Origin of the sequence: Catellatospora bangladeshensis, from assembly GCF_016862575.1 — a bacterium.
GTDB lineage: Bacteria > Actinomycetota > Actinomycetes > Mycobacteriales > Micromonosporaceae > Catellatospora > Catellatospora bangladeshensis.
In genome coordinates, this window is sequence record NZ_BONF01000056.1 from 1 (window position 1) to 20,488 (window position 20,488).

The following is a 20,488-nucleotide window of genomic DNA, read 5'->3' on the forward strand; positions in this document are numbered from 1 at the left end:
AAAGCTAAGAAGGTGCCCTTCCTTACTCCCGTACCAGGGCGAGGGCGTGGTCGACGGCGGCGGCGATGTCGGCGACCGGGTAGATGCTGTGCCGCACCACGCGGTCGGCGTCGACGACCAGGACGGCGCGTTTGTGGCGGAGCTGGTGGGCGCCGCGGAACGTGGGCAGGCGCAGGGCCGCGGTGAGTTCCAGGTCCACGTCGGACAGCAGCGGGAACGGGAGGTCCTCGGCGGCCGCGAAGGCGGCCTGCTCCTCGGGCAGCTGGGTGCTGAGGCCGTACACGGTCGCGCCGGCCTCGGCGAAGGCGGGCCAGGCGTCCCGGAACAAGCGGTTCTCCAGGGTGCAGCCCGCGGTGCCGGGGATGCGGCGCCACTGCTCACCCTTGCCGCCACCGGTCGCCGGGTAGGTGAACAGCACCGTCCAGGCGGTGGGCCCGACCACGTCCAGCGGCTCGCCGCGGGTGCTGGGCAGGAACAGGCCGTCCGGCACCCGGCTGCCGGGCAGGTCACGGGTGCGGGCCGGCTCGGCGCCGTCCGGGCTGAGGGCGGTGAGGGTGCCGTCGCCGAGCACCCAGCGGTCGGCCCAGTCCTGCATGGCGACCAGCACCGGCAGCAGGCCGTGCCCGGCCGGGGTCAGCACGTACTCGTGGCGCGGCGGCCGGTCGGAGTAGGGCCGCTTCGCCAGGACGCCGTGCTCGACGAGGTGGCCGAGGCGTTCGGTGAGCACCTTGCGGGAGATGTCCAGCTCTCCGGCCAGCTCGTCGAAGCGGCGGTGGCCGCGGGCGACCTCGCGCAGCACGAGCAGGCTCCACCAGTCGCCCAGGACGGCGGCGGACTGGGCGATGCCGCAGTGCTCGTCCGCCTCCCGTGACTTGATCATCTGCTTTCCCTCCCGACCGGCCCATGGTACGTTCCCGAACGGAACTCAGTAAGTTCCCAAAGGAAACTCACTAGGTCGGGGGTGGGCGGATGCCCGTGGCATGGGCGACGCTGAAACGGAACTGGCTGGTCATGCAGCGGGCGTATCCGTGGACGTACTTCATCGGCACGCTCGCGCCCGGCGTGTTCACGGTCGTGCTGGCGCTGCTCTCGTACGAGGCGATCGGGGGCGGGCGGGTCTCGGACTGGTTCCGCGGCGCGTCCGGCACGCCGGACTACCTGGGCTACGTCACCGTCGGCGCGGCGGCGCTGATGTTCACCACCCGCATGGTGCTCTGGGTCGCCAAGGCGCAGATCACCGAGCAGCGCGAGGGCACGCTGGAGAGCCAGCTGCTCACCCCGGCCCGCCGGCTGCCGTACCTGCTCGGCGTCTCGCTCCAGGCGTTCCTCACCTCGCTGCTGGAGCTGACCTGCCTGTTCGGCACCGCGCTGCTGCTCGGCGTACGGCTGCCCGCCCCGGACCCGGTGACCCTGGCCGCCGGGGTGCTGGCGGCGCTCGTGGCGGTGGTCGGCCTGTCCATCCCGGTCAGCGCGATCATGATCGCCGCGGGCGAGGCGCACATCACCCAGAACACGCTGTTCTGCCTGATCGGGCTCGTCTGCGGGTTCACCTTCCCGCCCGCGCTGCTGCCCGCCCCGCTGACCTGGCTCGGCGAGCTGCTGCCCGCCACCTCCGCGCTGCGCGTGCTGCGGGCGGCCAGCCTGCACGCCGCGCCCCTCGGCGAGGTCGCCGCCGACCTGCTGCTGTGCCTGGGCCTGGGGGTCGCGTACGCGGCCGTCGGCCTGCTGTTCCTGCCCCACGCCGAGCGGCGTGCCGTCATCCGAGGAGCCAGCGCATGACCCGCGCGATCGTCACCCACGACCTGGTCAAGGTGTACCCCCGGCGCGACCGCCCCTGGTGGCGCCCGGCCGGCAAGCGCCCGCCCGCCGCACCCGCCGTCGACGGGCTCAGCCTGACCATCCCCGCCGGGCAGGTCACCGGCCTGCTCGGGCTCAACGGCGCGGGCAAGACCACCACCATCCGCATGCTGTCCACGCTGCTGCGCCCCACCACCGGCAGCGCCACCGTGGACGGCCTCGACCTGGTCCGCGACGCCCGCGAGATCCGCCGCCGGATCAACATGATCGCGGGCGGCGAGCGCATGGTGTATGCCCGCCTGACCGCGCGCGAGAACCTCTGGTACTTCGGGCAGCTCTACGACGTGCCGCGGGCGCGGCTCACGGCGCGTATCGACGAGCTGCTCGCCCTGGTGGGCCTGTCGCACGCCGCCGACCAGCGGGTCGAGCAGTTCTCCAAGGGCATGCGGCAGCGGCTGTCCATCGCCCGCGGCCTCATCAACGAGCCTTCCTACCTGCTGCTCGACGAGCCCACCCTCGGCCTGGACGCGCCGATCGCCCGGGACCTGCGCGCGGTCGTCGCCGAGCTGGCCCGCGGCGGCGTCGGCGTGCTGCTGACCTCGCACTACCTGGCCGAGGTGGAGCAGCTGTGCGCCGAGGTGCACGTCATCGCGGCCGGGCGGCTGGTCGCCCGGGGCACCCCGGCCGAGCTGACCGCGCTCACCGAACGCCAGCACACCGTCGAGATCACCCTCGCCGCCGCCGGGGCCTCCGCCGACCAGGCCGTGCAGGCGCTCGCGGCCCGCACCGGCGCGCAGGTCACCGCCGACACCGACGAGCAGCTGCGCCCCCGGTACGTGCTGCGCCACCGGCACGACCTCGCCGGGGACCTCGCCACCACCGTGGTCGCGGCGGGCGGCGCGATCGTGCGGCTGGAGGTCACCCCGCCCACGCTGGAGGACGCGATCCTGGCGCTCGCCGACGGCGCCCGGCAGCCCGAGGCGGTGGCCGCATGAGGCACGCCCTGCGCGTCATCGCCGCCGAGGCGCTCAAGCAGCACCGGCGCAGCTTCGGCCGCCCGCTCGTGGTGGCCTCCATGCTGCTGTGGCCGGTGCTGCAGCTCGCCGCCACCTACTACACGATGCTGCCGGTGCTGGACACCCCCGGCATCGCGTCGCGGTGGCCGGACGCGGCCCAGCCGGCGCGGCTGCTGGCGTTCCTCGCGGCGGGCGCGTTCGCGTACCTCTTCTACTTCTCGCTGGTGCAGTCAGCCTGGCACTTCTCGTTCGAGCGCATCAGCGGCACGATCGAGCTGCTGTTCCTGTCCCCGGCGAGCCGGCTGGCGCTGGTGTTCGCCAACGGCACCGGAGCGCTGGTGCAGAACACCTGGCTGGCCGGGTGCTTCGCGGTCGCCGCCGCGAGCGCGGGCGGGGCGCTGCACGTCGCACACCCCGGCATGTACGCCGTCGCGGCGCTGGCGCTGGTCGTGCCCGCGATCGTCTGGGGCGCGTTCCTCAACAGCCTGCTGGTCTTCTCGCGGGACTCCGCGTTCCTGTACACGCTGCTCGACGACCCGCTGTGGTTCGTGTCCGGGGTGCGCCTGCCGCTGTTCGCGATGCCGCTGGCCATCAAGGCCGTCGGCCTGGCGTTCCCGCTGACCAGCAGCCTCATCGTGCTGCGCGGCGCGCTGCTCGACGCCCAGCCCCTTTCCGCCCTCCTCGAACCGCTGGCCCTGCTCACCGGCCTGTGCGCGCTGCTGTTCGCGGCCACGGCCGCGCTGCTCCGCCTCGGCGAGGCCCGCGCCCAGCGCACCGGCTCGATGCAGCTCTACTGAACCGCCCTCTACCCCGCCGATCTTGCGCGGCTTGTGGGTGCGACACGCGCGTATCGGGCAAAAGGGCAACAGTTCGCGCAAGATCGCCGAACTTGTGGTGGGGGTGCGGTTCATGATCCGTTTTTGTGGACACTTACCGTCGCTATGGCAGCGGCAGGCGTCCACAAAAACGGATCATCAGTGAGGCCGGGCGCCCGGCTGGGGCGCGTCGCCGCGAGGATCGCTCAGATGGGCGGCCACGGGATGGCGTGGCGGTCTTCGGGTGGCTTCGGCAGGCGGCCGTCGGTGACCAGGTGCTTGATGCGGGTGCCCAGGGCGTCGACCTCGGCGGGAGCGAGCAGCGAGTCGAGCACGCCGGGGTCGAAGTTGCGCAGCGCGGTGGCGATCTCCGGAGCGACCGCGCGGCCCGCGAAACCCCACAGCACCGTACGCAGCTTGTCGTCGGTGTGGAAGCAGACCCCGTGATCGACGCCGTACACCCGCTCGTCGGGGGTGGCCAGCACGTGCCCGCCCTTGCGGTCCGCGTTGTTGATCACGGTGTCGAAGGCGGCCAGCCGGGCCAGCCGAGGATCGTCGGCGTGCGCCAGCAGGTACGGGCGGCCGTCCTCGTCCTCGGCGGCCGCGATCGGCAGCCAGCCCTGCGGCAGCTCGTCGGCGGGCACGAAGTCCACCGGCGGCTCGCTGACGTCGTCCAGCCACAGCTGGCAGGAGCCGGGGCCGAGCGGCCCGTCCCGCATCACCGTGTACGGCACCAGGTCCCAGCCCAGCGCGTCGCTCACGGCGTACGCGGCCACCTCACGGGCGGCCAGCGTCCCGTGTGGGAAGTCCCACAGCGGGCGCTCCCCGCGCACGGGTTTGTAAACAGCGCGCACGGTCCGGCCCCCGCTGGACAGGATCACCCGCAGCGTGGTGTTCGAGGCCTCGATCAGCCGGCCCTCGATCTCCATCTCGGCGTCGCGGAGCAGCCGGCCGAGTTCGGCCCTGCCGCCGTCGCCGTCCAGAGGGGTGGTCGACATCGCTACCTGCGGTGATAGCCGTTGTGCCGGGGGCAGAGATGCCCCGCCGGATCCAGCGGCTGCCCGCACAGCGGGCACGGCGGACGGCCCGCCGCCACCACCCGCTTCGCCCGGTCGATGAACTGCCGCACCTCGGCCGGGGTCAGCCGCACCCGCAGCCGGTCCAGGTCGTCGGAGATCTCCGGCGTCTCGTCGGCCTCCTCCTCCGGCTCGGCCGGGGGCACGTCGGTCTCCGCGTCGAACTCGGCCTCCTCGGCCGCGATCGCCTCGATGATGACCGTGCTCGACTCCACGTCGAAGGCCAGGCCCAGGGTGCCGACGCGGAACTCCTCCTCGACCGGGTTCTCCAGCGGCTCGTTGTCCGCCGGGCCCTCGGCCGCGACGGGCAGCTCCGCCCCGAACCGCTGGTGCGCCTCGGCGAGCAGCTCCTCGAGCTTCTCCGCCAGCAACGCGACCTGCATCTTCTCCAGTGCCACGCTGACCAGGCGGCCGCCGCCGCGAGCCTGCAGATAGAACGTGCGCTCGCCGGGCGGACCCACCGTGCCGGCGACGAACCGCTCGGGCGGTTCGAATGCGTACACCTGATGGGTCATGCCTCGACCCTAGCGTCACGCCCGCGCCATCGGGTAACCGCTCGAGGTGAGATCCGCTCTCGGCATAAAGCTGGTTAGGCTGGCGCCATGGAAACGTGGTCCGGACTTGACGTCCCGCGCCTGCCCGGCGCCGGTCAGCCCCTGGCGCTGTTCGACTCGGCCCGCCAGGGCGCCCACCCCAGCCGCCCGGTGGGCGGGCGCGCGACGATGTACGTCTGCGGCATCACCCCCTATGACGCGACGCACCTCGGACACGCCGCCACGATGATCACGTTCGACCTGGTCAACCGGCTCTGGCGCGACGCCGGGCACGAGGTCGCCTACGTCCAGAACGTCACCGACATCGACGACCCGCTGCTGGAGCGGGCCGAGCGCGACGGCGAGGACTGGAAGGTCCTGGCCATGCGCGAGACCGCACTGTTCCGCGAGGACATGGAGGCGCTGCGGATCATCCCGCCGAGCCACTACGTCGGCGCCGTCGAGTCGATCCCGGTCATCGCCCAGCGGGTCGCCGAGCTGCTCGACAAGGGCGCGGCGTACCGGCTGGAGGACGGCACCGGCGACGTCTACTTCGACATCACCGCCGCGCCCCGGTTCGGGTACGAGTCGAACCTGTCCCGCGAGCAGATGCTCGCCTTCTTCGCCGAGCGCGGCGGCGACCCCGACCGGGCCGGCAAGCGCGACGCCCTCGACCCGCTCCTGTGGCGCGGCCAACGCGACGGCGAGCCGTCCTGGCCCGGCGGCGAGCTGGGCGCGGGCCGGCCCGGCTGGCACATCGAGTGCACCGTCATCGCCCAGGAGCTGCTCGGCGAGACCATCGACGTGCAGGGCGGCGGCAACGACCTGCTGTTCCCGCACCACGAGTGCTCCGCCGCACACGCCGAGGTGCTCAGCGGCAAGGCGCCGTTCGCCGCGCACTACGTGCACGCCGGCATGATCGGCCTGGATGGCGAGAAGATGAGCAAGTCCCGCGGCAACCTGGTCTTCGTGTCCCGGCTGCGCTCCGACAAGGTCGACCCGATGGTGGTACGGCTGGCCCTGCTCGCCGACCACTACCGCGCCGACCGGCAGTGGACCGAGGAGCTGTTCAAGGCCGCCGAGCACCGCCTCGGCCGCTGGCGCCGGGCCGCCCGCGCCGCCACCGGCCCGTCGGGCGCCGAGCTGCTCGCCGGGGTCCGGGCCAAGCTCGCCGAGGACCTCGACACCCCCGGCGCCGTGGCCCTCATCGACACCTGGGCCGACGACACCCTCGCCGGCGTCGGCACCGACCGCGACGCCCCCGCCTTGATGTCCACCACCCTCGACGCATTGCTGGGCCTCAAGCTGTAACCCCACCCCTCTCCCGCGCCGATCTTGCGTGAACTGTGGGTACGACACGCGCGTACCGGGCAAAAGGGCAACAGTTCGCGCAAGATCGACGTGATCAAGCCGTGGCGGGCGCGGGTAGACGGCGGGTCAGGTCCGCGATGAGGGTGTCCATCTGGGCGCGGGTCAGGGAGAGGCCACGGGTGCCGACGTCGCCGAAGTAGGCGGGTGTGGGGTAGCGGCGACCGTCCTTCAGATCCACCCACAGCACCCGCGGCAACTGCTCGTCCGAGCGCAGCGTGAGCGCTTCGACCTGGTCCAGTTGCACCTGGACGCTGACACCGGCACGGCACAGGTAGAGCGCCGTCTCGTCGGCGAAGACGCCGAGGGTGAGGGTGCGGTGGAAGCCGCGTGCAAACAACAGCATCACCAACAGGACCGTGACATGGCCCGGCTTGGCGCCGCCCGGCTCGTCGTCGAGCGCGAACAGGCCGAACACGAACAGGGTGACAGCCGACCAGAAGACCATCAGGTTCACCATCCGCCCCGGCGCGTCGGGGGTGAGGCGGACGGTGCCTTTGGGGGTGAACAGCGCGACATGCATGGCCGCGATTGTGGACCACGGGCGCACGGCCGCGTGCGCCGCCGAAGCGGCGAGCGGCTGCCGTGAGCCGGGACGCGGTGATCAGCCGCGGGGCGTCGAGCACGAAGCCACGGCCATGTGCCTCGGCAATCTCCACCCCTCTCCCATGTCGATCTTGCGGGAACGGTGGGTACGACACGCGCGTACCGGGCAAAAGGGCAACAGTTCACGCAAGATCGTCGTGATCAAGGGGTGTTGGGCGGGGTCGGTCAGGCGGGGTTGGTGGTGGCCGGGTTGGGGAGGTGGCGTGTCAGGTCGGCGATGAGGGTGTCCATCTGGGTGCGGGTCAGTGCGAGGCCGGTCGCGGTGGCGTCGCCGAGGTAGGCGGGGGTGGGGTAGCGGCGGCCGTCGGCCAGGTCGACCCACAGCACGCGGGGATGCTTGTCGTCCGACCGCAGCGTGAAGGCCTGGACCTGATCGAGTTCGACCCGGGTGCAGGCACCTGCGCGGCGGAGGTGGAGCGCCGTCTCGCTGGCGAACACGCCGAGGGTGAGGTGGCGGCGGGAGGTGACCGCCATCCAGAGCATGAGCAACAGCATCAGGACGTGGCCCGCCCTGAGTTCGCCTGGTTCGTCGGCGAACGACAGCCCGCCGAACACGAAAATGGTGACGGCCAGCCAGAAGCTCATCAGGTGCGCCATCCGCCCCGGCGAGTCGGGGGTGAGGCGGCGGGTGCCCTCGGGGGTGAAGAGCGCGAAACGCATGGCCGCGATTGTGGACCATGGCCGCTCGGCCGTGTGTCCCGCAGCGCGGCTGTCTGGGTTCGTGAGCTGAAGCCGTGCGTTCAGACGTGGTCAAGGCGGTGGGCACACCGTGGTGGCCGCTGCGGCGTGCACCGCCGGTCGGCTGGTGCGCCGGTCGGGCGGTGCGGGAGGTCAGGGCAGCGGGAGCGAGGGGACCCTGGTGTGCTGGGGCAGGCGGAGGGAGAGCATGGCGATGAGGGTGCTCATCTGGTCACGGGAGAGGGGGAGCGCGAGGGGATCGCCGGTGGTACCGCCCAGTCGGGCAGGGGAAAGGTAGCGGCTGCCGTCGATCAGATCGACCCAGAGCGTCTGGTGGGGCCCGCCGACGGGCCGCAGTGTGAGGGCCGCGACCTGCTCGAACGCGATCGTCCTGAGCCGGCGGCCGTCGTGCATCAGCAGGGCCGTGTCCGTGACGAACACGCCGACCCAGAGCGTGCGGCGGAAGCCGCCCAGCAGTACGGGCAGCGAGAGCAGCGCGCAGGCCATCGCGAAAGACCCGTTCGCGGCTGCCGGGACGGCGTACACCGTCATGGCCGCGACCCCCCAGAAGGCGGCCAGCGTCCAAGCCCGCTCCGGCGGGTGCGGGGTGAGGCGGCGGCTGTTCCTGGAAGTGAAGAGCGCGAGACCCATGGCCGCGATTGTTGCGTACGGACGCTCGGCGGTGTGTCCGCCGAGGAGACAGCCAGCAGGTGGTATGCCGTCGTCAGGCGCGCGGGCGGGGCTGGGGGCGCGGGCGCACCGCGACGCGGGACGGCCGCTGCGGCGGGGTCTGCCGCACTCGCGCCGGCCGGGCTGGTGCCTCCGACTGGCGGCGCAGCGTCAGCGCCACGTGCCCGAGCCGGCCCGCCAGGGCGAACACGCCCAGCGTCAGCGCGCCGAGCAGCAGCACACCGGTGCTCGGGACGCCGTCGGCGATGCCGACGACGAGCACGCCGAGCAGCGCGAGTCCGATCACGAGCACGACGAGTGCGCCGAGGAGGGCCACGAGCGCCTGTGGGGAGTGCGGGCGACGGGTCATACGACCATCCTTGCGGCGAAGGCGCGGGTGCGCAGGCGAAAAGGTGTCGGGCACCCGACAAACCGCACATTAGCCCAGGACGAGCCCAGGATCGGGATCTCCGTCCAGGTCGGCGTCCGGGCGTGGCGTGGGCACCCGGTACTCCTCCGTCAGCGTCGTCATCGGTCCAGGCCAGGTCGCTTGCGCCACCTCGATCACCTTGTGGTCGGCGTCGTACGCGACGTGCAGCAGGTGCAGCACCGGGGTGTCCGGCCGGATCTGCAGCACCTCGGCCTCCTCGCGGGTGGGCAGCCGCGCGGTGATGGTGTCGGTGGCGGTCACGTAGCGGCGCCCGGTGACCTCCTCGACCTCCTGATACAGCGGCCGGCCGAACGACTCGTAGCGCTCCAGCGAGGTGCCCGCGGTGTCCTGCGGCCGCAGCCACGAGGCGCCCACCTCGACCGCCGCGTCCTGGGTGCGTACCAGATGGCGGCGCACCACCAGCAGGGTCGAGTCGGGCACGCCGAACGCGTCGGCGACCTCGGCCGGGGGCGTGGCCCGGGTAACCTCGATGAGCTGCTGCCGGTATCGCGCCGCCAGGTCGGCGTGGTAGCCGCGCTGGGTGCCGTAACGCCCCCGGGCCAGCCGGTTGAGCCGCCGCCGGGTGCCGCGCACGTAGGTGCCCGACCCCGGTTTGGTGATCAGCAGTCCCTCGACCCGGAGCTGGTCGATGGTGCGCTGCACGGTCTGCTTGGCGACGCCGTACATCTGCGCCAGCGCGGGGATGGACGGCAGCTGCTCACCGGCAGCCCAGTCCCCCCGCCGGATCTTCGCGCGCAGCTGCGCGGCGATCTGCCGGTGCGGATGCTCGGCCGCGCCCGGATTCACCCCGCCGATGCCCATCTCGGTCATGAACCAGATCATGCCGCACAAATGTCCGAATACCTAGCGACCTAGGAAGCCCTAGCCACTGTGTCGCCCCGCGCAACGCGCAAAGATCACGTCGATCTTGCGCGAAGTGTTAGGGATTTGACCGGTTTACGCGTGTCGTACCCACAGTTCACGCAAGATCGACGCGGGAGAGAGGGCGGGGGCAGGGCTGGGCGGGGCGGGTTACCAGGTGCCGTGGGTGGGGCCGGGGGAGCCGCCGCGGCGGCGGAGGTACTTTTCGAACTCCACGGCGATTTCGTCGCCGGAGAGGGGTTTGGCGGCGTCGCCGGCTCGTTCCTCCAGGTCGCGGAGGTATTCGGCTAGTTCGGCGTCCTGGGCGGCGGCGGCGCGGACGCGGTCCTCCCACTCGGCGGATTCCTGGGCCAGGTCGAGCATGGGGACGGGGAGGTCGAGGACCTCCTCGATGCGGTGGAGTAGGGCCAGGGTGGCCTTGGGGCAGGGCGGGTTGTTGGCGTAGTGGGGGACGTGGACCCAGAAGGACATGGCGTCGAGTTCGGCGCGGGAGGCGGTGTCCTGGAGGACGCCGACGATGCCGGTGGGGCCCTCGTAGCGGGTGGGGGTGAGTTTGACCTTCTCCTGGCCGGTCTGCTTGCCGGTGATGGTGCCGCTGATGGGCAGGGGGCGGCTGTAGGGGACGTCGGCCAGGAGGGCGCCCAGGAGCACCAGGTTCTCGATGGCGAGGCTGTGGCAGATCTCCAGGATCTCGCCGCAGAAGGTGCGCCAGCGCAGGCTGGGCTCGATGCCGCGGATCAGGACGACGTCGTGCTTGGCGCCGGGTGGCGAGGCGACCATGAACTTGGTGCTCGGCCACTCGATGCGGCGGGTGTCGTCCACCAGCGTGATCAGCGGGCGGTTGACCTGGAAGTCGTAGTAGTCCTCGGGGTCGATCGAGGCGACCTCGCGCGCGTTCCACACCTGCTCCAGGTGCTCCACGACGGCGGTCGACGCGTCAGCGGCGTCGTTCCACCCTTCGAAGGCGGCGATGGCGACAGGGGAACGCAGGACAGGAAGGCCGTCGAACTCGGTCACGTCTGCCAGCCTACGGCGCGGCGCCGGATCGTCCATGCGGAGCGGGTGCGCAAGGCGTGTCGCAACAGGTGGTACGCAGATGATCATCGGGCGTTGTGGTGCATGACACGCATTAGCCTGGTGGGGTGACTGAGAGCTTCCTCGACGCGCTGGCAGGCCGGGTGCTCATCGCCGACGGGGCGATGGGCACGATGCTGCAGGCGGCGGAGCCGTCGCTGGACGACTACGCCGGGCTCGAGGGCTGCTCCGAGATCCTCAACGTGACCAGGCCGGACATCGTGCGCGGTGTGCACGAGCGCTACCTGGCCGCGGGCAGCGACTGCGTGGAGACGAACACGTTCGGCGCGAACCTGTCGGCGGCGGGGGAGTACGACATCGCCGATCGGATCGGTGAGCTTTCGGAGGCCGGAGCGCGGCTGGCGCGGGAGGCGGCGGACCGGTTCGGCACCCCGGAGCAGCGGCGCTGGGTGCTGGGCAGCGTCGGGCCGGGCACGAAGCTGCCGACGCTGGGCCACCTGGGCTTCGCCGACCTGCGCGACGCGTACGCCGACAATGTCGCGGGGCTGATCTCCGGCGGGTCCGACGCGATCATCATCGAGACCAGCCAGGACCTGCTCCAGACGAAGGCGGCGGTCATCGGCGCGAAGCGCGCGATGCGCCGGCTGGGCAGGGAGGTGCCGCTGATCTGCCAGGTGACCGTCGAGACGACCGGTACGCTGCTGCTGGGCAGCGAGATCGGGGCGGCGCTGACCGCGCTGGAGCCGCTGGGCGTGGACCTGGTCGGCCTGAACTGCGCGACCGGCCCCGCGGAGATGGCCGAGCACCTGCGATATCTGTCGCAGCACGCGCGGGTGCCGCTGTCGGTGATGCCGAACGCGGGCCTGCCCGAGCTGACCGCCAACGGCGCCGTCTACCCGCTGACCCCGGACGAGCTGGCCGTCGACCTGGCGCGCTTCGTCCGGGAGTACGGCGTGAGCCTGGTCGGCGGGTGCTGCGGCACCACGCCGGAGCACATCGCCCGGGTGGTGCGCGAGCTGCGCGGCACCGCCCCCGTGGCCCGCACGCCGCAGGTGGAGCCGGGTGTGGCCAGCATCTACCACCACGTGCCGTTCGCGCAGGACGCGAGCGTGCTGATGATCGGCGAGCGGACCAACGCCAACGGCTCGAAGGCGTTCCGCGAGGCGATGCTCGCCGGGGACTGGACCAAGTGCATCGAGATCGCGCGGGAGCAGGCGCGCGACGGCTCGCACCTGCTGGACCTGTGCGTGGACTACGTCGGCCGGGACGGGGTCGCGGACATGAAGGCCCTGGCGGGCCGGTTCGCGACCGCGTCGACGCTGCCGATCATGCTGGACTCGACCGAGCCGGAGGTGCTGCGGGCGGGCCTGGAGCTGCTCGGCGGCCGTTCGATCATCAACTCGGTGAACTTCGAGGACGGCGACGGGCCGGAGTCGCGGTATGCGCGGATCATGCCGCTGGTGCGCGAGCACGGCGCGGCGGTGGTGGCGCTGACGATCGACGAGCAGGGTCAGGCGCGTACCGCGGAATGGAAGGTGCGGGTCGCCTCCCGGCTGATCGACGACCTGACCGGGCGCTGGGGGATGCGGCGTGAGGACATCCTGATCGACGCGCTGACGTTCCCGGTGACGACCGGTCAGGAGGAGACGCGGCGGGACGGCATCGAGACGATCGCCGCGATCCGCGAGATCGCCGCGAAGTACCCGGGCGTCAACTTCACGCTGGGCATCTCGAACATCTCGTTCGGGGTGAACCCGGCGGCGCGGCAGGTGCTCAACTCGGTGTTCCTGCACGAGTGCCAGCAGGCGGGTCTGACCAGCGCGATCGTGCACGCCAGCAAGATCGTCCCGATGGCGCGGATCCCGGAGGAGCAGCGGCAGGTCGCGCTGGATCTGGTGTACGACCGGAGGACGTACCACGCGGACGGGAGCGTCGACTACGACCCGCTCGCCCGGTTCCTGAACCTGTTCGAGGGCGTGGACGTGGCCGGGGCGCGGGCCAGCCGGGCCGAGGAGCTGGCCGCGCTGCCGCTGGACGAGCGGTTGCAGCGGCGCATCGTCGACGGCGAGCGCACCGGCCTGGAGGCCGACCTCGACGCGGCGCTCGCGGCGCGGCCCGCGCTGAGCATCATCAACGACGTGCTGCTGGAGGGCATGAAGACGGTCGGCGACCTGTTCGGCTCCGGGCAGATGCAGCTGCCGTTCGTGCTCCAGTCGGCCGAGGTCATGAAGACCGCGGTGGCGTACCTCGAACCGCACATGGAGAAGGCCGACGCCGCCGGCAAGGGCACCATCGTGCTGGCGACGGTGCGCGGCGACGTGCACGACATCGGCAAGAACCTGGTGGACATCATCCTGTCCAACAACGGGTACACGGTCGTGAACATCGGCATCAAGCAGCCGATCAACGCGATCATCGACGCGGCGGAGCAGCACTCGGCCGACGTGATCGGGATGTCGGGGCTGCTGGTGAAGAGCACCGTGATCATGAAGGAGAACCTGGCCGAGCTGATGGCCCGCGGGCTGCACAGCCGGTGGCCGGTGCTGCTGGGTGGGGCGGCGCTGACGCGGGCGTACGTCGAGGACGATCTGCGGGACCTGTTCGACGGCGGGGACGTGCACTACGCGCGGGACGCGTTCGAGGGCCTGTCGCTGATGGACCGGGTGATGACCGCGAAGCGGTCCGGCTCGTCCGTCGTGGACGCGGAGCGGGAGGCGGCGCTGGCCGCGCGGCGGGAGCGGCGGCAGAAGCACCGGGCGCAGGTCGCGGATGATCTGCCGGGGCTGGACGACGCGTCGGTGCGGTCGGATGTGGCCGCTGACGCGCCGGTGCCGGCGGCGCCGTTCTTCGGTACGCGGGTGGTGAAGGGCATTCCGCTCGGGGATTACGCGGGGATGCTCGACGAGCGGGCGCTGTTCCTCGGGCAGTGGGGGCTGCGGGGGGCGCGTGGCGGGTCGGGGCCGTCGTATGACGAGCTGGTCGAGAGTGAGGGGCGGCCGCGGCTGCGGTACTGGCTGGAGCGGTTCGCCACCGAGCAGCTGCTTGAGGCGTCGGTGGTGTACGGGTACTTTCCGGCGTACGCGGAGGGCAACGACCTGGTCGTGCTCGACGAGGACGGGGCGGGGGAGCTGACGCGGTTCACGTTCCCGCGGCAGCGGGCCGAGCGGCGGTTGTGCCTGGCGGACTTCTACCGTCCTAAGCCGTCGGCTGCCGGGGAGCCGCTGGACGTGGTGGCGTTGCAGCTGGTGACGGTCGGGCACGCGATCAGCGAGTATGCGGCGAAGTTGTTCGCGGCGAACAACTACCGGGACTATCTGGAGGTGCACGGGCTGTCGGTGCAGCTGACGGAGGCGCTGGCGGAGTACTGGCACCGGCGGGTGCGCAGTGAGCTGGTGCTGCCGGACGGGCGGCCGGTGAGCGCGGAGGATCCGGAGGATCTGGCGGGGATCCTGCGGACGGACTACCGGGGGTGCCGGTACTCGTTCGGGTATCCGGCGTGCCCGGACCTGGAGGACCGGGCGAAGATCGTACGGCTGCTGGACGCGGGGCGGATCGGGGTGGAGCTGAGCGAGGAGTTCCAGCTGCACCCGGAGCAGGCCACCGACGCCATCGTGGTCCACCACCCAGAAGCGAACTACTTTAACGCCAAGTGAGGAAACGCGGCCCTCACCGTTCTTACTGGTCAGGGCCGTCCGGTTGCTGGTTGCTGGTTAGGGGCTGGGGACCTCAGCAGCTTTAGCGATGATCTACAGCCCTAGGCACTCAGCAATAGGTAAATGGGATGTATCCCGAGAACTGAACGACCCATGCGCTGCTGAAGTCGCCTGTGTCAGCGCCTGAACGAGGCTTCTAAATGACGCCACTGGTAAGCACGGGCCGGGGCACTCACCACCTGCCACTCCAAGATTCTTTCTGAACGCCTGTCAGAAAGAATCTTGGAGGCTCGGCAGGCACTCCGGACCCGACCCTGCCGTAGGCAGAGCCCGCCAGTCCCAAGGATCAGGCTCACGATCTAAACGCCACAAGCACACGCACGCTTATAAGTCGATCACTCGCAGCCACCACGGCAGCCAAGCCTGAAACGGCAGTATCACGTGATTGACCTTCACGTGATCATCCGCGATGGTGACCAATCTCCGCAGCTCGGCCCGTTGACGGGGCTGGAGGGCGGAAAGTGCCCGCTCTATTGCGGATCTTGGGTGTTGCCAGTCGGTGAGCCAGTCATACGAGTCTTCGTAGTAAGGTGCCCCTGCGTGCGCTCGGTAACGACGCCGCGACAACGTCATCCATCGATTTATGCACTCGGTCAGGTAGCCGTCGGGCCACCGTTGCTCCCGTTCAAGCGCTCTGAGCTGACCAATAGCTTTGCCCGACAGGCCACGGGCGTTGATCGCTCGCGCTGGCGCACGGTGCCTGTGGTGCATGCGGAGTGTCGCCCGAACTCTTGCGGGCGGACGGCGGGGCATGAGCCACTTCCAACATCGGTTCACTGCCGATCCTGCCGCTTGCTCGATCGGCATGCAAGGTCCGCTCGGTTGTACAGCAGCGAAGTGCGGCAACGGCGTTGGCTAGACCTGATGACCGCGACGAAGGCCTCGATGCACGGAATGATCCATGGCCGAAAGGCGCCTCTTACGGAGCTTCCGAGGCTGCAGCGCGGCACGTCACAGAACCGCGGTCGCGTGCTGCCGACCTGTTCGCCGCCATCGAGTTGCTGCTGGTGCACCAGGTCGCCAGCAGCGATCCGGCGGCCGATTCGATACCGAGCAGCGGCAGTGATGGCGCGACTCGCGGCCGGTGGCGCATCCGGGCCACGAGTGGGCTCGGCTGCTCGCCTCCCGCTGACGCGGCTGCACAGCTCAGCTGCCGGTCGGCTCCAGTACGAAGACGGGGATCTGCCGATCGGTCTTCTTCTGGTAGTCGGCGTACGGCGGGTACGCCGCGACCGCCCGGTCCCACCAGAGCGCCTTCTCCTCGCCCGTCACCTCGCGGGCGGTCATCTCCTGGCGGCGGGGCCCGTCCTGGAGTTCCACGGTCGGATGTCCTTTGACGTTGTGATACCAGACGGGGTGCGTGGGCGCCCCGCCCAGCGAGGCCACCGCCGCGTACCGGCCCTCATGCTCGACCCGCATCAGCGGCGTCTTACGGATCTTGCCGCTCTTGGCGCCCACGGTCGTCAGGATGATCACCGGCAGGCCGGTGTCCAGGAGCGTCGTGCCCTCGGTGCCGCCGGAGCTCTCGTACAGCTCGACCTGGTCCCGCACCCACTGTGCCGGGCTCGGCTCGTACTCGCCCTGAAGAGGCATGGCATCCGTCCCATCATCGTGTCCGCGCACTGCCCGTCCCTCACCACAGTGCCTCGGATCCCACCGCCGGATCAGGCATTTCGCAGATTCGACCACGCGGCGCGCGGCCGCGGACGGAAACGCGCCCGCAGCCGGGGAGTTTTCTCCCTCCGGCAAGGTCGTTGATCCCCCGCAGATCCACAAGCGACGATGACGACCACTGAACCTGGCGGTCGGCTAATCCCCCCAGCCCCGCCGCGGACCGGCGCTCAGGCCGACGGGCCTGGGCGCCGGTCCGTCTGCGCCGAGCGCCCGAGTGAGCCATGGGATCGAGCGGAGAGGCGCTCACCAGCCGGTGAACGCCTCTCCGTGCCAGGGCCGACGCACCTGCCTACTGGTAGGTGATGTCGCTTTCCTTGACCTTGCAGTTGCTGTCGTTCCAGCCTTCGCCGATGTACGTCGGCTCGCTGCCCTTCGCCACGCCCTTGTACTTGCCGCAGACGACGGCGTCGCCGCTGTTCAGGAGCCTGACGCGGGTGATCGTGGCGGTGTCGCCCCAGTTGCTGTTGATGCCGGCGACCATGTCGATGTTGTCGAGGATGACGTTGTCGATCCGCACGTGCCGCGTGTACGAGCTGGAGCAGTTGCCGCAGGCGCGGTAGAGCTTGCCGGCGGACTTCAGGTAGAAGCCGCTGATGCTCACGGTGCCGTTGCCGTTGTGCTGGAACACCTTGTCGCTGCCGGAGCGGGCGCCGCCGCCGATGACGTACGACGTGCCGTTGCCGGTGCCCTTGAACGTGGCGGCGTCCTCGCCGATGTCGTTCCACCACACGTTGCGCAGGGTGCAGGTGCCCTCGCAGTGCACGCCGTCACCGGCGGGCGAGCCGAGGATGACGTTCTGCAGCGTGGCGCCGTTGGCGAGCTTGAACATCGGGTCCTGGCTCTCGCCCTGGCCGCCGTCGCCGATGCAGCAGTAGGTCTTCATGCCGCCGTCGAAGGTGCCGGAGACGCTGATCGTGCCGGAGACGCTGGCCGAGCCGGCCGACGTCGGCCACGTGGTGCTGGGGCCGCCGCTGCCGCCGGTCGGGGTGGGCGTCGGGTTGGTGCCGCCGCTGCCCGCCTTGACGAGGCGGAACTGCTGGTTGGTGCCGTTGAGGTCCTGGAACTGCGAGATGCGGGCGCCGTCGGCCGACGACCACTCCCACACGTCCAGGGTCTTGCCGCTGGTGCGGTTCTTGAACCGGATTACGTTGTTGCCGTTGTCGAGCAGCGAGAACTGCTGGTGGTACGCGCTGCTGCCGGCGCCGGAGTTCATCTGGACGGTGGCGCCGTCGGCGGTGCTGGCATCGGCGATCTCGATGACCTTGCCGCTGGCCTTCGACTTGAGGCGGTAGTAGCCGCTGCCCATGTCGAGGAACTGGAACTGCTGGTTGGAGGCGGAGCTGTCCGGGGTGCGCTGGACGACCGCGCCGCTGCTGCCTTCGATCGCCTTGCCGCTGAACACGTTGACCAGCTGGTAGTAGGCGCTGGTGTCGATGGTGGCGGCCGACGCCGGCATCATCGCGGCGAGGGCGACGCCGCCGACGACGGTCGTGACCGTGGTGATCGCCAATGCCAGGCGCAGGCGGGGCCGACGCCTCCGGGCGGTGGGTGACGGTTGCATGGGTTCCTCCGTAGGGCCCGCCGATGATCCAGTTCGGCGGTGAGGATGGGAGTGGTGAAGGGACGGTGTGTAGTCTGGTAAGCGCTTACCAAGCCGAACCGTAGGGCATCGCAGAAGGGCGGTCAATAGGGAAGTTTCGATTGTGGGAGCGCTTCCGTCTCGCCGTGTCGTCCGGCCGATGCTGGCCAGGGCCGTCACGGGCGGGACCGTTGCCGCAGCTGAGGTAAGCGACGAGCCGACCGTCGCAGGGCAGGCGACGTACGGCGCGGTCACTCATAGTGACGTGGGGGAGTTCTCGGTCTCGGTTGGAGACCGGACCGGCTGACGCTGTCCCCGGCAGGCGGCTGCGGCTCGGCCTGCCGGCACGCTTCCTGGTGCTCGGTGGCTACCGGGCTCGGCAGCTCTTCGGCGGCTCTCTGCGGCGATCGTCTCCCCGCGCCGTGGCGGCGACGCCCCGGGACTCGATCAGTGGATGTACGGCCGGCATTCGCGCAGCGCGGCCTGCTTCCAGGTCTCGCCCGGCTCGACACCGCCGCCGGGCAGGCCCCAGGTGCACTCGCCGCTGCGGCACATCAGCAGCACCCGGCCGGCCTCGTCGCGGACCACGACACCGCAGGTGGCGCGGATGCGGGTCTCCACTGTGGTCACGGCGCGATCGTGCCAGACACCCGCGCGGAGCGCTGCCCGGCCCGACCTGCCGCTATAGATCGCTGGTTCGTGTCAGAAGGTGTGGTCCAGCCTCACTTTCTGACACGAGTTGGCGATCATGGCTCCGGCGAGGCGGTGGGGGCGGCGAGGGCGGCGAGGTGGTGGAGGGTGCGTTTGAAGGACTGGTAGTCGGCCTGGCCGATGGCTTCGGCTAGGTGTTGTTCGATGCGGGCCATGGCCTCGTCGCTGTGGCGCATCTGGGCCAGGCCCTTGGCGGTGGGGACGACGAGTTTGGCGCGGCGGTCGGCGGGGTCGGGCTCGCGGCGGACCAGGCCGAGGGCCTCCAGCTCGTCGACGAGGGTGCCGATCACCTGTTTGTGCTGGCCGGACAGTTCGGCCAGCTCGGTGGCGCGGTTGCCCTGCTCGTCCAGATAGGCCAGCACCGCGCCATGGCGCGGTTTCGTGCGGGCGTGGCTCTCGGCGAGCTGCTGCTGTACGGCGAAGAGCAGGCGTGCGGTGAGCACGCCGAGGTCGGGGTCGTTCCGTTTCTGCTCACTGCGACGCATGACATTAGTCACCAAACTTGATAGTCACTAACTTTGACTATCACTAGTACTGTCTTCCCCATCAGCATCCCACGAAGGGAAACAGTCATGACCATCCTGGTCACCGGTGCCACCGGCACCGTCTCCGGCGCCCTGCTCGGCGCGCTGGCCGCCCACCCGTCACTGAAGGTCCGTGCCCTGGTCCGGGATCCGGCCAAGGCCCCCGCAGGCGTCGAGGTCGCGGTCGGCGACCTGGAGCAGCCGCACACGCTCGCCGACGCGTTCGCCGGCGTCGAGACGCTCTGGCTGCTCACCGCGATGGGCCCGACCGCACCCCACGCCAGCTCCAACGCCCTCTGGGCGGCCCGGCAGGCCGGCGTCCGGCACGTCGTGCGGCTCTCGGCGATCGGCGCCGCGCACGACGCGCCCACCCGCAACGGCCGCCTGCACGCGCTGTCCGACGCCGAGCTGCGCGCGTCCGGCCCGGCCTGGACGGTGATCCGCCCCGCGTTCTTCCTGCAGAACCTGCTCGGCTCGATCAACGGCGGGGTGCTGTACGGGGCCACGGGGCAGGGGCGGCTGAGCCCGATCGACGTACGCGACATCGCCGCGTTCGGCGCTGCGGTGCTGGCCGACCCGTCGCCGCACGCCGGGCGCAGCTACACCATCACGGGGCCGGAGAGCCTGTCCATGCGGGACGCGGCGGCGCGCATCGGCGCCGCGTACCAGGACGTGCCGGCTGGCGACGTGGTGAGCGGGATGCGGTCGGCGGGGATGCCGGACTGGGTCGCCGACGTGACGGGGGAGTACCTGGCGGCGTACGCGGCGAACTGGGGTGACTTCGTCACGCCGGACTTCGCTGCGGTGATGGGGCGGCCCGCCCGGGACTTCGCGGCCTTCGCCCGGGATCACGGCCTGATCGTGGGCTGAGCCCCGGCCGGGCTTGCGTGGGAGACTGCGGCATGGCGCGGACGCGCAAGTACCGGATCATCACGACGCTGGAGCGGGTCAACAACCGGCTCACCCGGTGGGCGCTGCGGCGCGGCCTGGCGCCCAGGGCGTTCGCGCTGCTGGAGACCACCGGGAGGCGCAGCGGCCTGCCGCGGCACACGCCGGTCGGCAACGGGCTCGACGGCGACACGTTCTGGCTCGTCGCGGCGCACGGCGAGCAGGCCGACCACGTGCGGAACCTGCTCGCCGAGCCGGCGGTCCGGGTGAAGGTCGCCGGGCGCTGGCGCACCGGACGGGCCACGCCGCTGCCGGAGGACGACACCGGTCGGCGGTCCCGCTCGCTGCCGTACCAATGGGATGCGGCCATCGGCCGGATGATGGCCACCCGCCCGCTGACGGTCCGCATCGATCTCGACGCCGGGTAGGCGTCCGTCGCTCGCGCATTTCCGGCATTCTCGGCATGAGGGAACGGTAGGTTCGAGCGGGACGGC

General features: G+C 70.9%; 20 protein-coding genes. 7 read left to right on the forward strand and 13 right to left on the reverse strand.

All coding sequences use genetic code 11. From position 1 onward, the window contains the following. Positions 1-22: 22 nt before the first annotated feature. The gene (locus Cba03nite_RS36380) at positions 23-880 is read right to left on the reverse strand and encodes a winged helix-turn-helix transcriptional regulator (RefSeq protein ID WP_203756604.1); all 858 of its coding nucleotides are present in this window, start codon (positions 878-880) and stop codon (positions 23-25) included. Positions 881-969: 89 nt separating this feature from the next. On the opposite strand from Cba03nite_RS36380, the gene Cba03nite_RS36385 reads away from it, so the two are divergent. Genes Cba03nite_RS36385 through Cba03nite_RS36395 form a run of 3 tightly spaced genes read left to right on the forward strand, consistent with a single transcriptional unit; the run spans position 970 to position 3,610 of the window. Further along, positions 970-1,779 carry an ABC transporter permease gene (locus Cba03nite_RS36385; RefSeq protein ID WP_203756606.1) on the forward strand — a complete coding sequence of 270 codons (810 nt, stop codon included), beginning with the start codon at positions 970-972 and terminating at the stop codon, positions 1,777-1,779. Then, positions 1,776-2,792, forward strand: coding sequence for an ABC transporter ATP-binding protein (locus Cba03nite_RS36390; RefSeq protein ID WP_203756607.1), 1,017 nt, complete (start codon positions 1,776-1,778; stop codon positions 2,790-2,792). The genes Cba03nite_RS36385 and Cba03nite_RS36390 overlap by 4 nt, the downstream gene beginning before the upstream one ends. Next, on the forward strand, positions 2,789-3,610 hold the full coding sequence (locus tag Cba03nite_RS36395; protein ID WP_203756609.1) for an ABC transporter permease: 822 nt from the start codon (positions 2,789-2,791) through the stop codon (positions 3,608-3,610). The genes Cba03nite_RS36390 and Cba03nite_RS36395 overlap by 4 nt, the downstream gene beginning before the upstream one ends. 224 nt (positions 3,611-3,834) lie before the next feature. Here the strand turns inward: Cba03nite_RS36395 and Cba03nite_RS36400 are convergent, their stop codons facing one another. Beyond that, entirely contained in the window at positions 3,835-4,626 is a 792-nt protein-coding gene (locus Cba03nite_RS36400) for an SCO1664 family protein (protein WP_203756610.1), read from the reverse strand. A 2-nt stretch (positions 4,627-4,628) separates the two neighbouring features. Next, positions 4,629-5,219: a DUF3090 family protein gene (locus tag Cba03nite_RS36405; protein WP_203756611.1), complete on the reverse strand. Its 591-nt coding sequence runs from the start codon at positions 5,217-5,219 to the stop codon at positions 4,629-4,631. 87 nt (positions 5,220-5,306) lie between these two features. Between Cba03nite_RS36405 and mshC the strand changes: the two genes are divergently transcribed. Next, the gene (mshC, locus tag Cba03nite_RS36410; RefSeq protein WP_203756612.1) at positions 5,307-6,548 is read left to right on the forward strand and encodes a cysteine--1-D-myo-inosityl 2-amino-2-deoxy-alpha-D-glucopyranoside ligase; all 1,242 of its coding nucleotides are present in this window, start codon (positions 5,307-5,309) and stop codon (positions 6,546-6,548) included. A gap of 94 nt (positions 6,549-6,642) precedes the next feature. On the opposite strand, the gene Cba03nite_RS36415 is transcribed toward mshC, so the two are convergent. From Cba03nite_RS36415 to Cba03nite_RS36440, 6 genes are all read right to left on the reverse strand, one after another. Next, entirely contained in the window at positions 6,643-7,128 is a 486-nt protein-coding gene (locus tag Cba03nite_RS36415) for a hypothetical protein (protein ID WP_203756613.1), read from the reverse strand. 248 nt (positions 7,129-7,376) lie between these two features. After that, positions 7,377-7,871 (reverse strand): hypothetical protein, encoded by a 495-nt coding sequence (locus tag Cba03nite_RS36420; protein ID WP_203756615.1) that lies wholly within the window; start codon positions 7,869-7,871, stop codon positions 7,377-7,379. Positions 7,872-8,042: 171 nt separating this feature from the next. Continuing rightward, the gene (locus Cba03nite_RS36425; RefSeq protein WP_203756617.1) at positions 8,043-8,540 is read right to left on the reverse strand and encodes a hypothetical protein; all 498 of its coding nucleotides are present in this window, start codon (positions 8,538-8,540) and stop codon (positions 8,043-8,045) included. A gap of 73 nt (positions 8,541-8,613) precedes the next feature. Further along, the gene (locus Cba03nite_RS36430; protein WP_203756620.1) at positions 8,614-8,928 is read right to left on the reverse strand and encodes a hypothetical protein; all 315 of its coding nucleotides are present in this window, start codon (positions 8,926-8,928) and stop codon (positions 8,614-8,616) included. Between the two features lie 69 nt (positions 8,929-8,997). Next, positions 8,998-9,810: a GntR family transcriptional regulator gene (locus Cba03nite_RS36435; protein ID WP_371821601.1), complete on the reverse strand. Its 813-nt coding sequence runs from the start codon at positions 9,808-9,810 to the stop codon at positions 8,998-9,000. A 210-nt stretch (positions 9,811-10,020) separates the two neighbouring features. Beyond that, complete coding sequence (locus Cba03nite_RS36440) at positions 10,021-10,887, reverse strand: PAC2 family protein (RefSeq protein WP_203756624.1); 867 nt, start codon at positions 10,885-10,887, stop codon at positions 10,021-10,023. A gap of 125 nt (positions 10,888-11,012) precedes the next feature. Here Cba03nite_RS36440 and metH point away from each other — a divergent pair, with 125 nt between their 5' ends. Beyond that, the gene (metH, locus tag Cba03nite_RS36445; protein ID WP_203756626.1) at positions 11,013-14,558 is read left to right on the forward strand and encodes a methionine synthase; all 3,546 of its coding nucleotides are present in this window, start codon (positions 11,013-11,015) and stop codon (positions 14,556-14,558) included. Positions 14,559-15,764: 1,206 nt separating this feature from the next. Here metH and Cba03nite_RS36450 read toward each other — a convergent pair. The 4 genes from Cba03nite_RS36450 to Cba03nite_RS36465 all read right to left on the reverse strand — a co-directional run bounded on the left by Cba03nite_RS36450 (position 15,765) and on the right by Cba03nite_RS36465 (position 19,067). Continuing rightward, the gene (locus tag Cba03nite_RS36450; RefSeq protein WP_203756628.1) at positions 15,765-16,211 is read right to left on the reverse strand and encodes a nitroreductase family deazaflavin-dependent oxidoreductase; all 447 of its coding nucleotides are present in this window, start codon (positions 16,209-16,211) and stop codon (positions 15,765-15,767) included. 370 nt (positions 16,212-16,581) lie between these two features. Continuing rightward, complete coding sequence (locus Cba03nite_RS36455; protein ID WP_239126282.1) at positions 16,582-17,853, reverse strand: pectate lyase; 1,272 nt, start codon at positions 17,851-17,853, stop codon at positions 16,582-16,584. A 465-nt stretch (positions 17,854-18,318) separates the two neighbouring features. Then, on the reverse strand, positions 18,319-18,501 hold the full coding sequence (locus Cba03nite_RS36460) for an NUDIX domain-containing protein (RefSeq protein WP_239126283.1): 183 nt from the start codon (positions 18,499-18,501) through the stop codon (positions 18,319-18,321). Between the two features lie 116 nt (positions 18,502-18,617). Beyond that, a complete protein-coding gene (locus Cba03nite_RS36465; protein ID WP_203756630.1) occupies positions 18,618-19,067 on the reverse strand; it encodes a MarR family winged helix-turn-helix transcriptional regulator in 450 nt (149 codons plus the stop codon). 87 nt (positions 19,068-19,154) lie between these two features. On the opposite strand from Cba03nite_RS36465, the gene Cba03nite_RS36470 reads away from it, so the two are divergent. Further along, on the forward strand, positions 19,155-19,976 hold the full coding sequence (locus Cba03nite_RS36470; RefSeq protein ID WP_203756632.1) for an SDR family oxidoreductase: 822 nt from the start codon (positions 19,155-19,157) through the stop codon (positions 19,974-19,976). A 32-nt stretch (positions 19,977-20,008) separates the two neighbouring features. Continuing rightward, entirely contained in the window at positions 20,009-20,422 is a 414-nt protein-coding gene (locus tag Cba03nite_RS36475) for a nitroreductase/quinone reductase family protein (protein ID WP_203756639.1), read from the forward strand. Positions 20,423-20,488 lie beyond the last annotated feature (66 nt).

Excerpts from the sequence above, each read along its gene's own strand:
- Cba03nite_RS36380 (WP_203756604.1), bottom strand. The coding sequence starts at position 880 with ATGATCAAGTCACGGGAGGCGGACGAGCACTGCGGCATCGCCCAGTCC.
- Cba03nite_RS36385 (WP_203756606.1), top strand. The coding sequence starts at position 970 with ATGCCCGTGGCATGGGCGACGCTGAAACGGAACTGGCTGGTCATGCAG.
- Cba03nite_RS36390 (WP_203756607.1), top strand. The coding sequence starts at position 1,776 with ATGACCCGCGCGATCGTCACCCACGACCTGGTCAAGGTGTACCCCCGG.
- Cba03nite_RS36395 (WP_203756609.1), top strand. The coding sequence starts at position 2,789 with ATGAGGCACGCCCTGCGCGTCATCGCCGCCGAGGCGCTCAAGCAGCAC.
- Cba03nite_RS36400 (WP_203756610.1), bottom strand. The coding sequence starts at position 4,626 with ATGTCGACCACCCCTCTGGACGGCGACGGCGGCAGGGCCGAACTCGGC.
- Cba03nite_RS36405 (WP_203756611.1), bottom strand. The coding sequence starts at position 5,219 with ATGACCCATCAGGTGTACGCATTCGAACCGCCCGAGCGGTTCGTCGCC.
- mshC (WP_203756612.1), top strand. The coding sequence starts at position 5,307 with ATGGAAACGTGGTCCGGACTTGACGTCCCGCGCCTGCCCGGCGCCGGT.
- Cba03nite_RS36415 (WP_203756613.1), bottom strand. The coding sequence starts at position 7,128 with ATGCATGTCGCGCTGTTCACCCCCAAAGGCACCGTCCGCCTCACCCCC.
- Cba03nite_RS36420 (WP_203756615.1), bottom strand. The coding sequence starts at position 7,871 with ATGCGTTTCGCGCTCTTCACCCCCGAGGGCACCCGCCGCCTCACCCCC.
- Cba03nite_RS36425 (WP_203756617.1), bottom strand. The coding sequence starts at position 8,540 with ATGGGTCTCGCGCTCTTCACTTCCAGGAACAGCCGCCGCCTCACCCCG.
- Cba03nite_RS36430 (WP_203756620.1), bottom strand. The coding sequence starts at position 8,928 with ATGACCCGTCGCCCGCACTCCCCACAGGCGCTCGTGGCCCTCCTCGGC.
- Cba03nite_RS36435 (WP_371821601.1), bottom strand. The coding sequence starts at position 9,810 with ATGGGCATCGGCGGGGTGAATCCGGGCGCGGCCGAGCATCCGCACCGG.
- Cba03nite_RS36450 (WP_203756628.1), bottom strand. The coding sequence starts at position 16,211 with ATGCCTCTTCAGGGCGAGTACGAGCCGAGCCCGGCACAGTGGGTGCGG.
- Cba03nite_RS36455 (WP_239126282.1), bottom strand. The coding sequence starts at position 17,853 with ATGCAACCGTCACCCACCGCCCGGAGGCGTCGGCCCCGCCTGCGCCTG.
- Cba03nite_RS36465 (WP_203756630.1), bottom strand. The coding sequence starts at position 19,067 with ATGCGTCGCAGTGAGCAGAAACGGAACGACCCCGACCTCGGCGTGCTC.
- Cba03nite_RS36470 (WP_203756632.1), top strand. The coding sequence starts at position 19,155 with ATGACCATCCTGGTCACCGGTGCCACCGGCACCGTCTCCGGCGCCCTG.
- Cba03nite_RS36475 (WP_203756639.1), top strand. The coding sequence starts at position 20,009 with ATGGCGCGGACGCGCAAGTACCGGATCATCACGACGCTGGAGCGGGTC.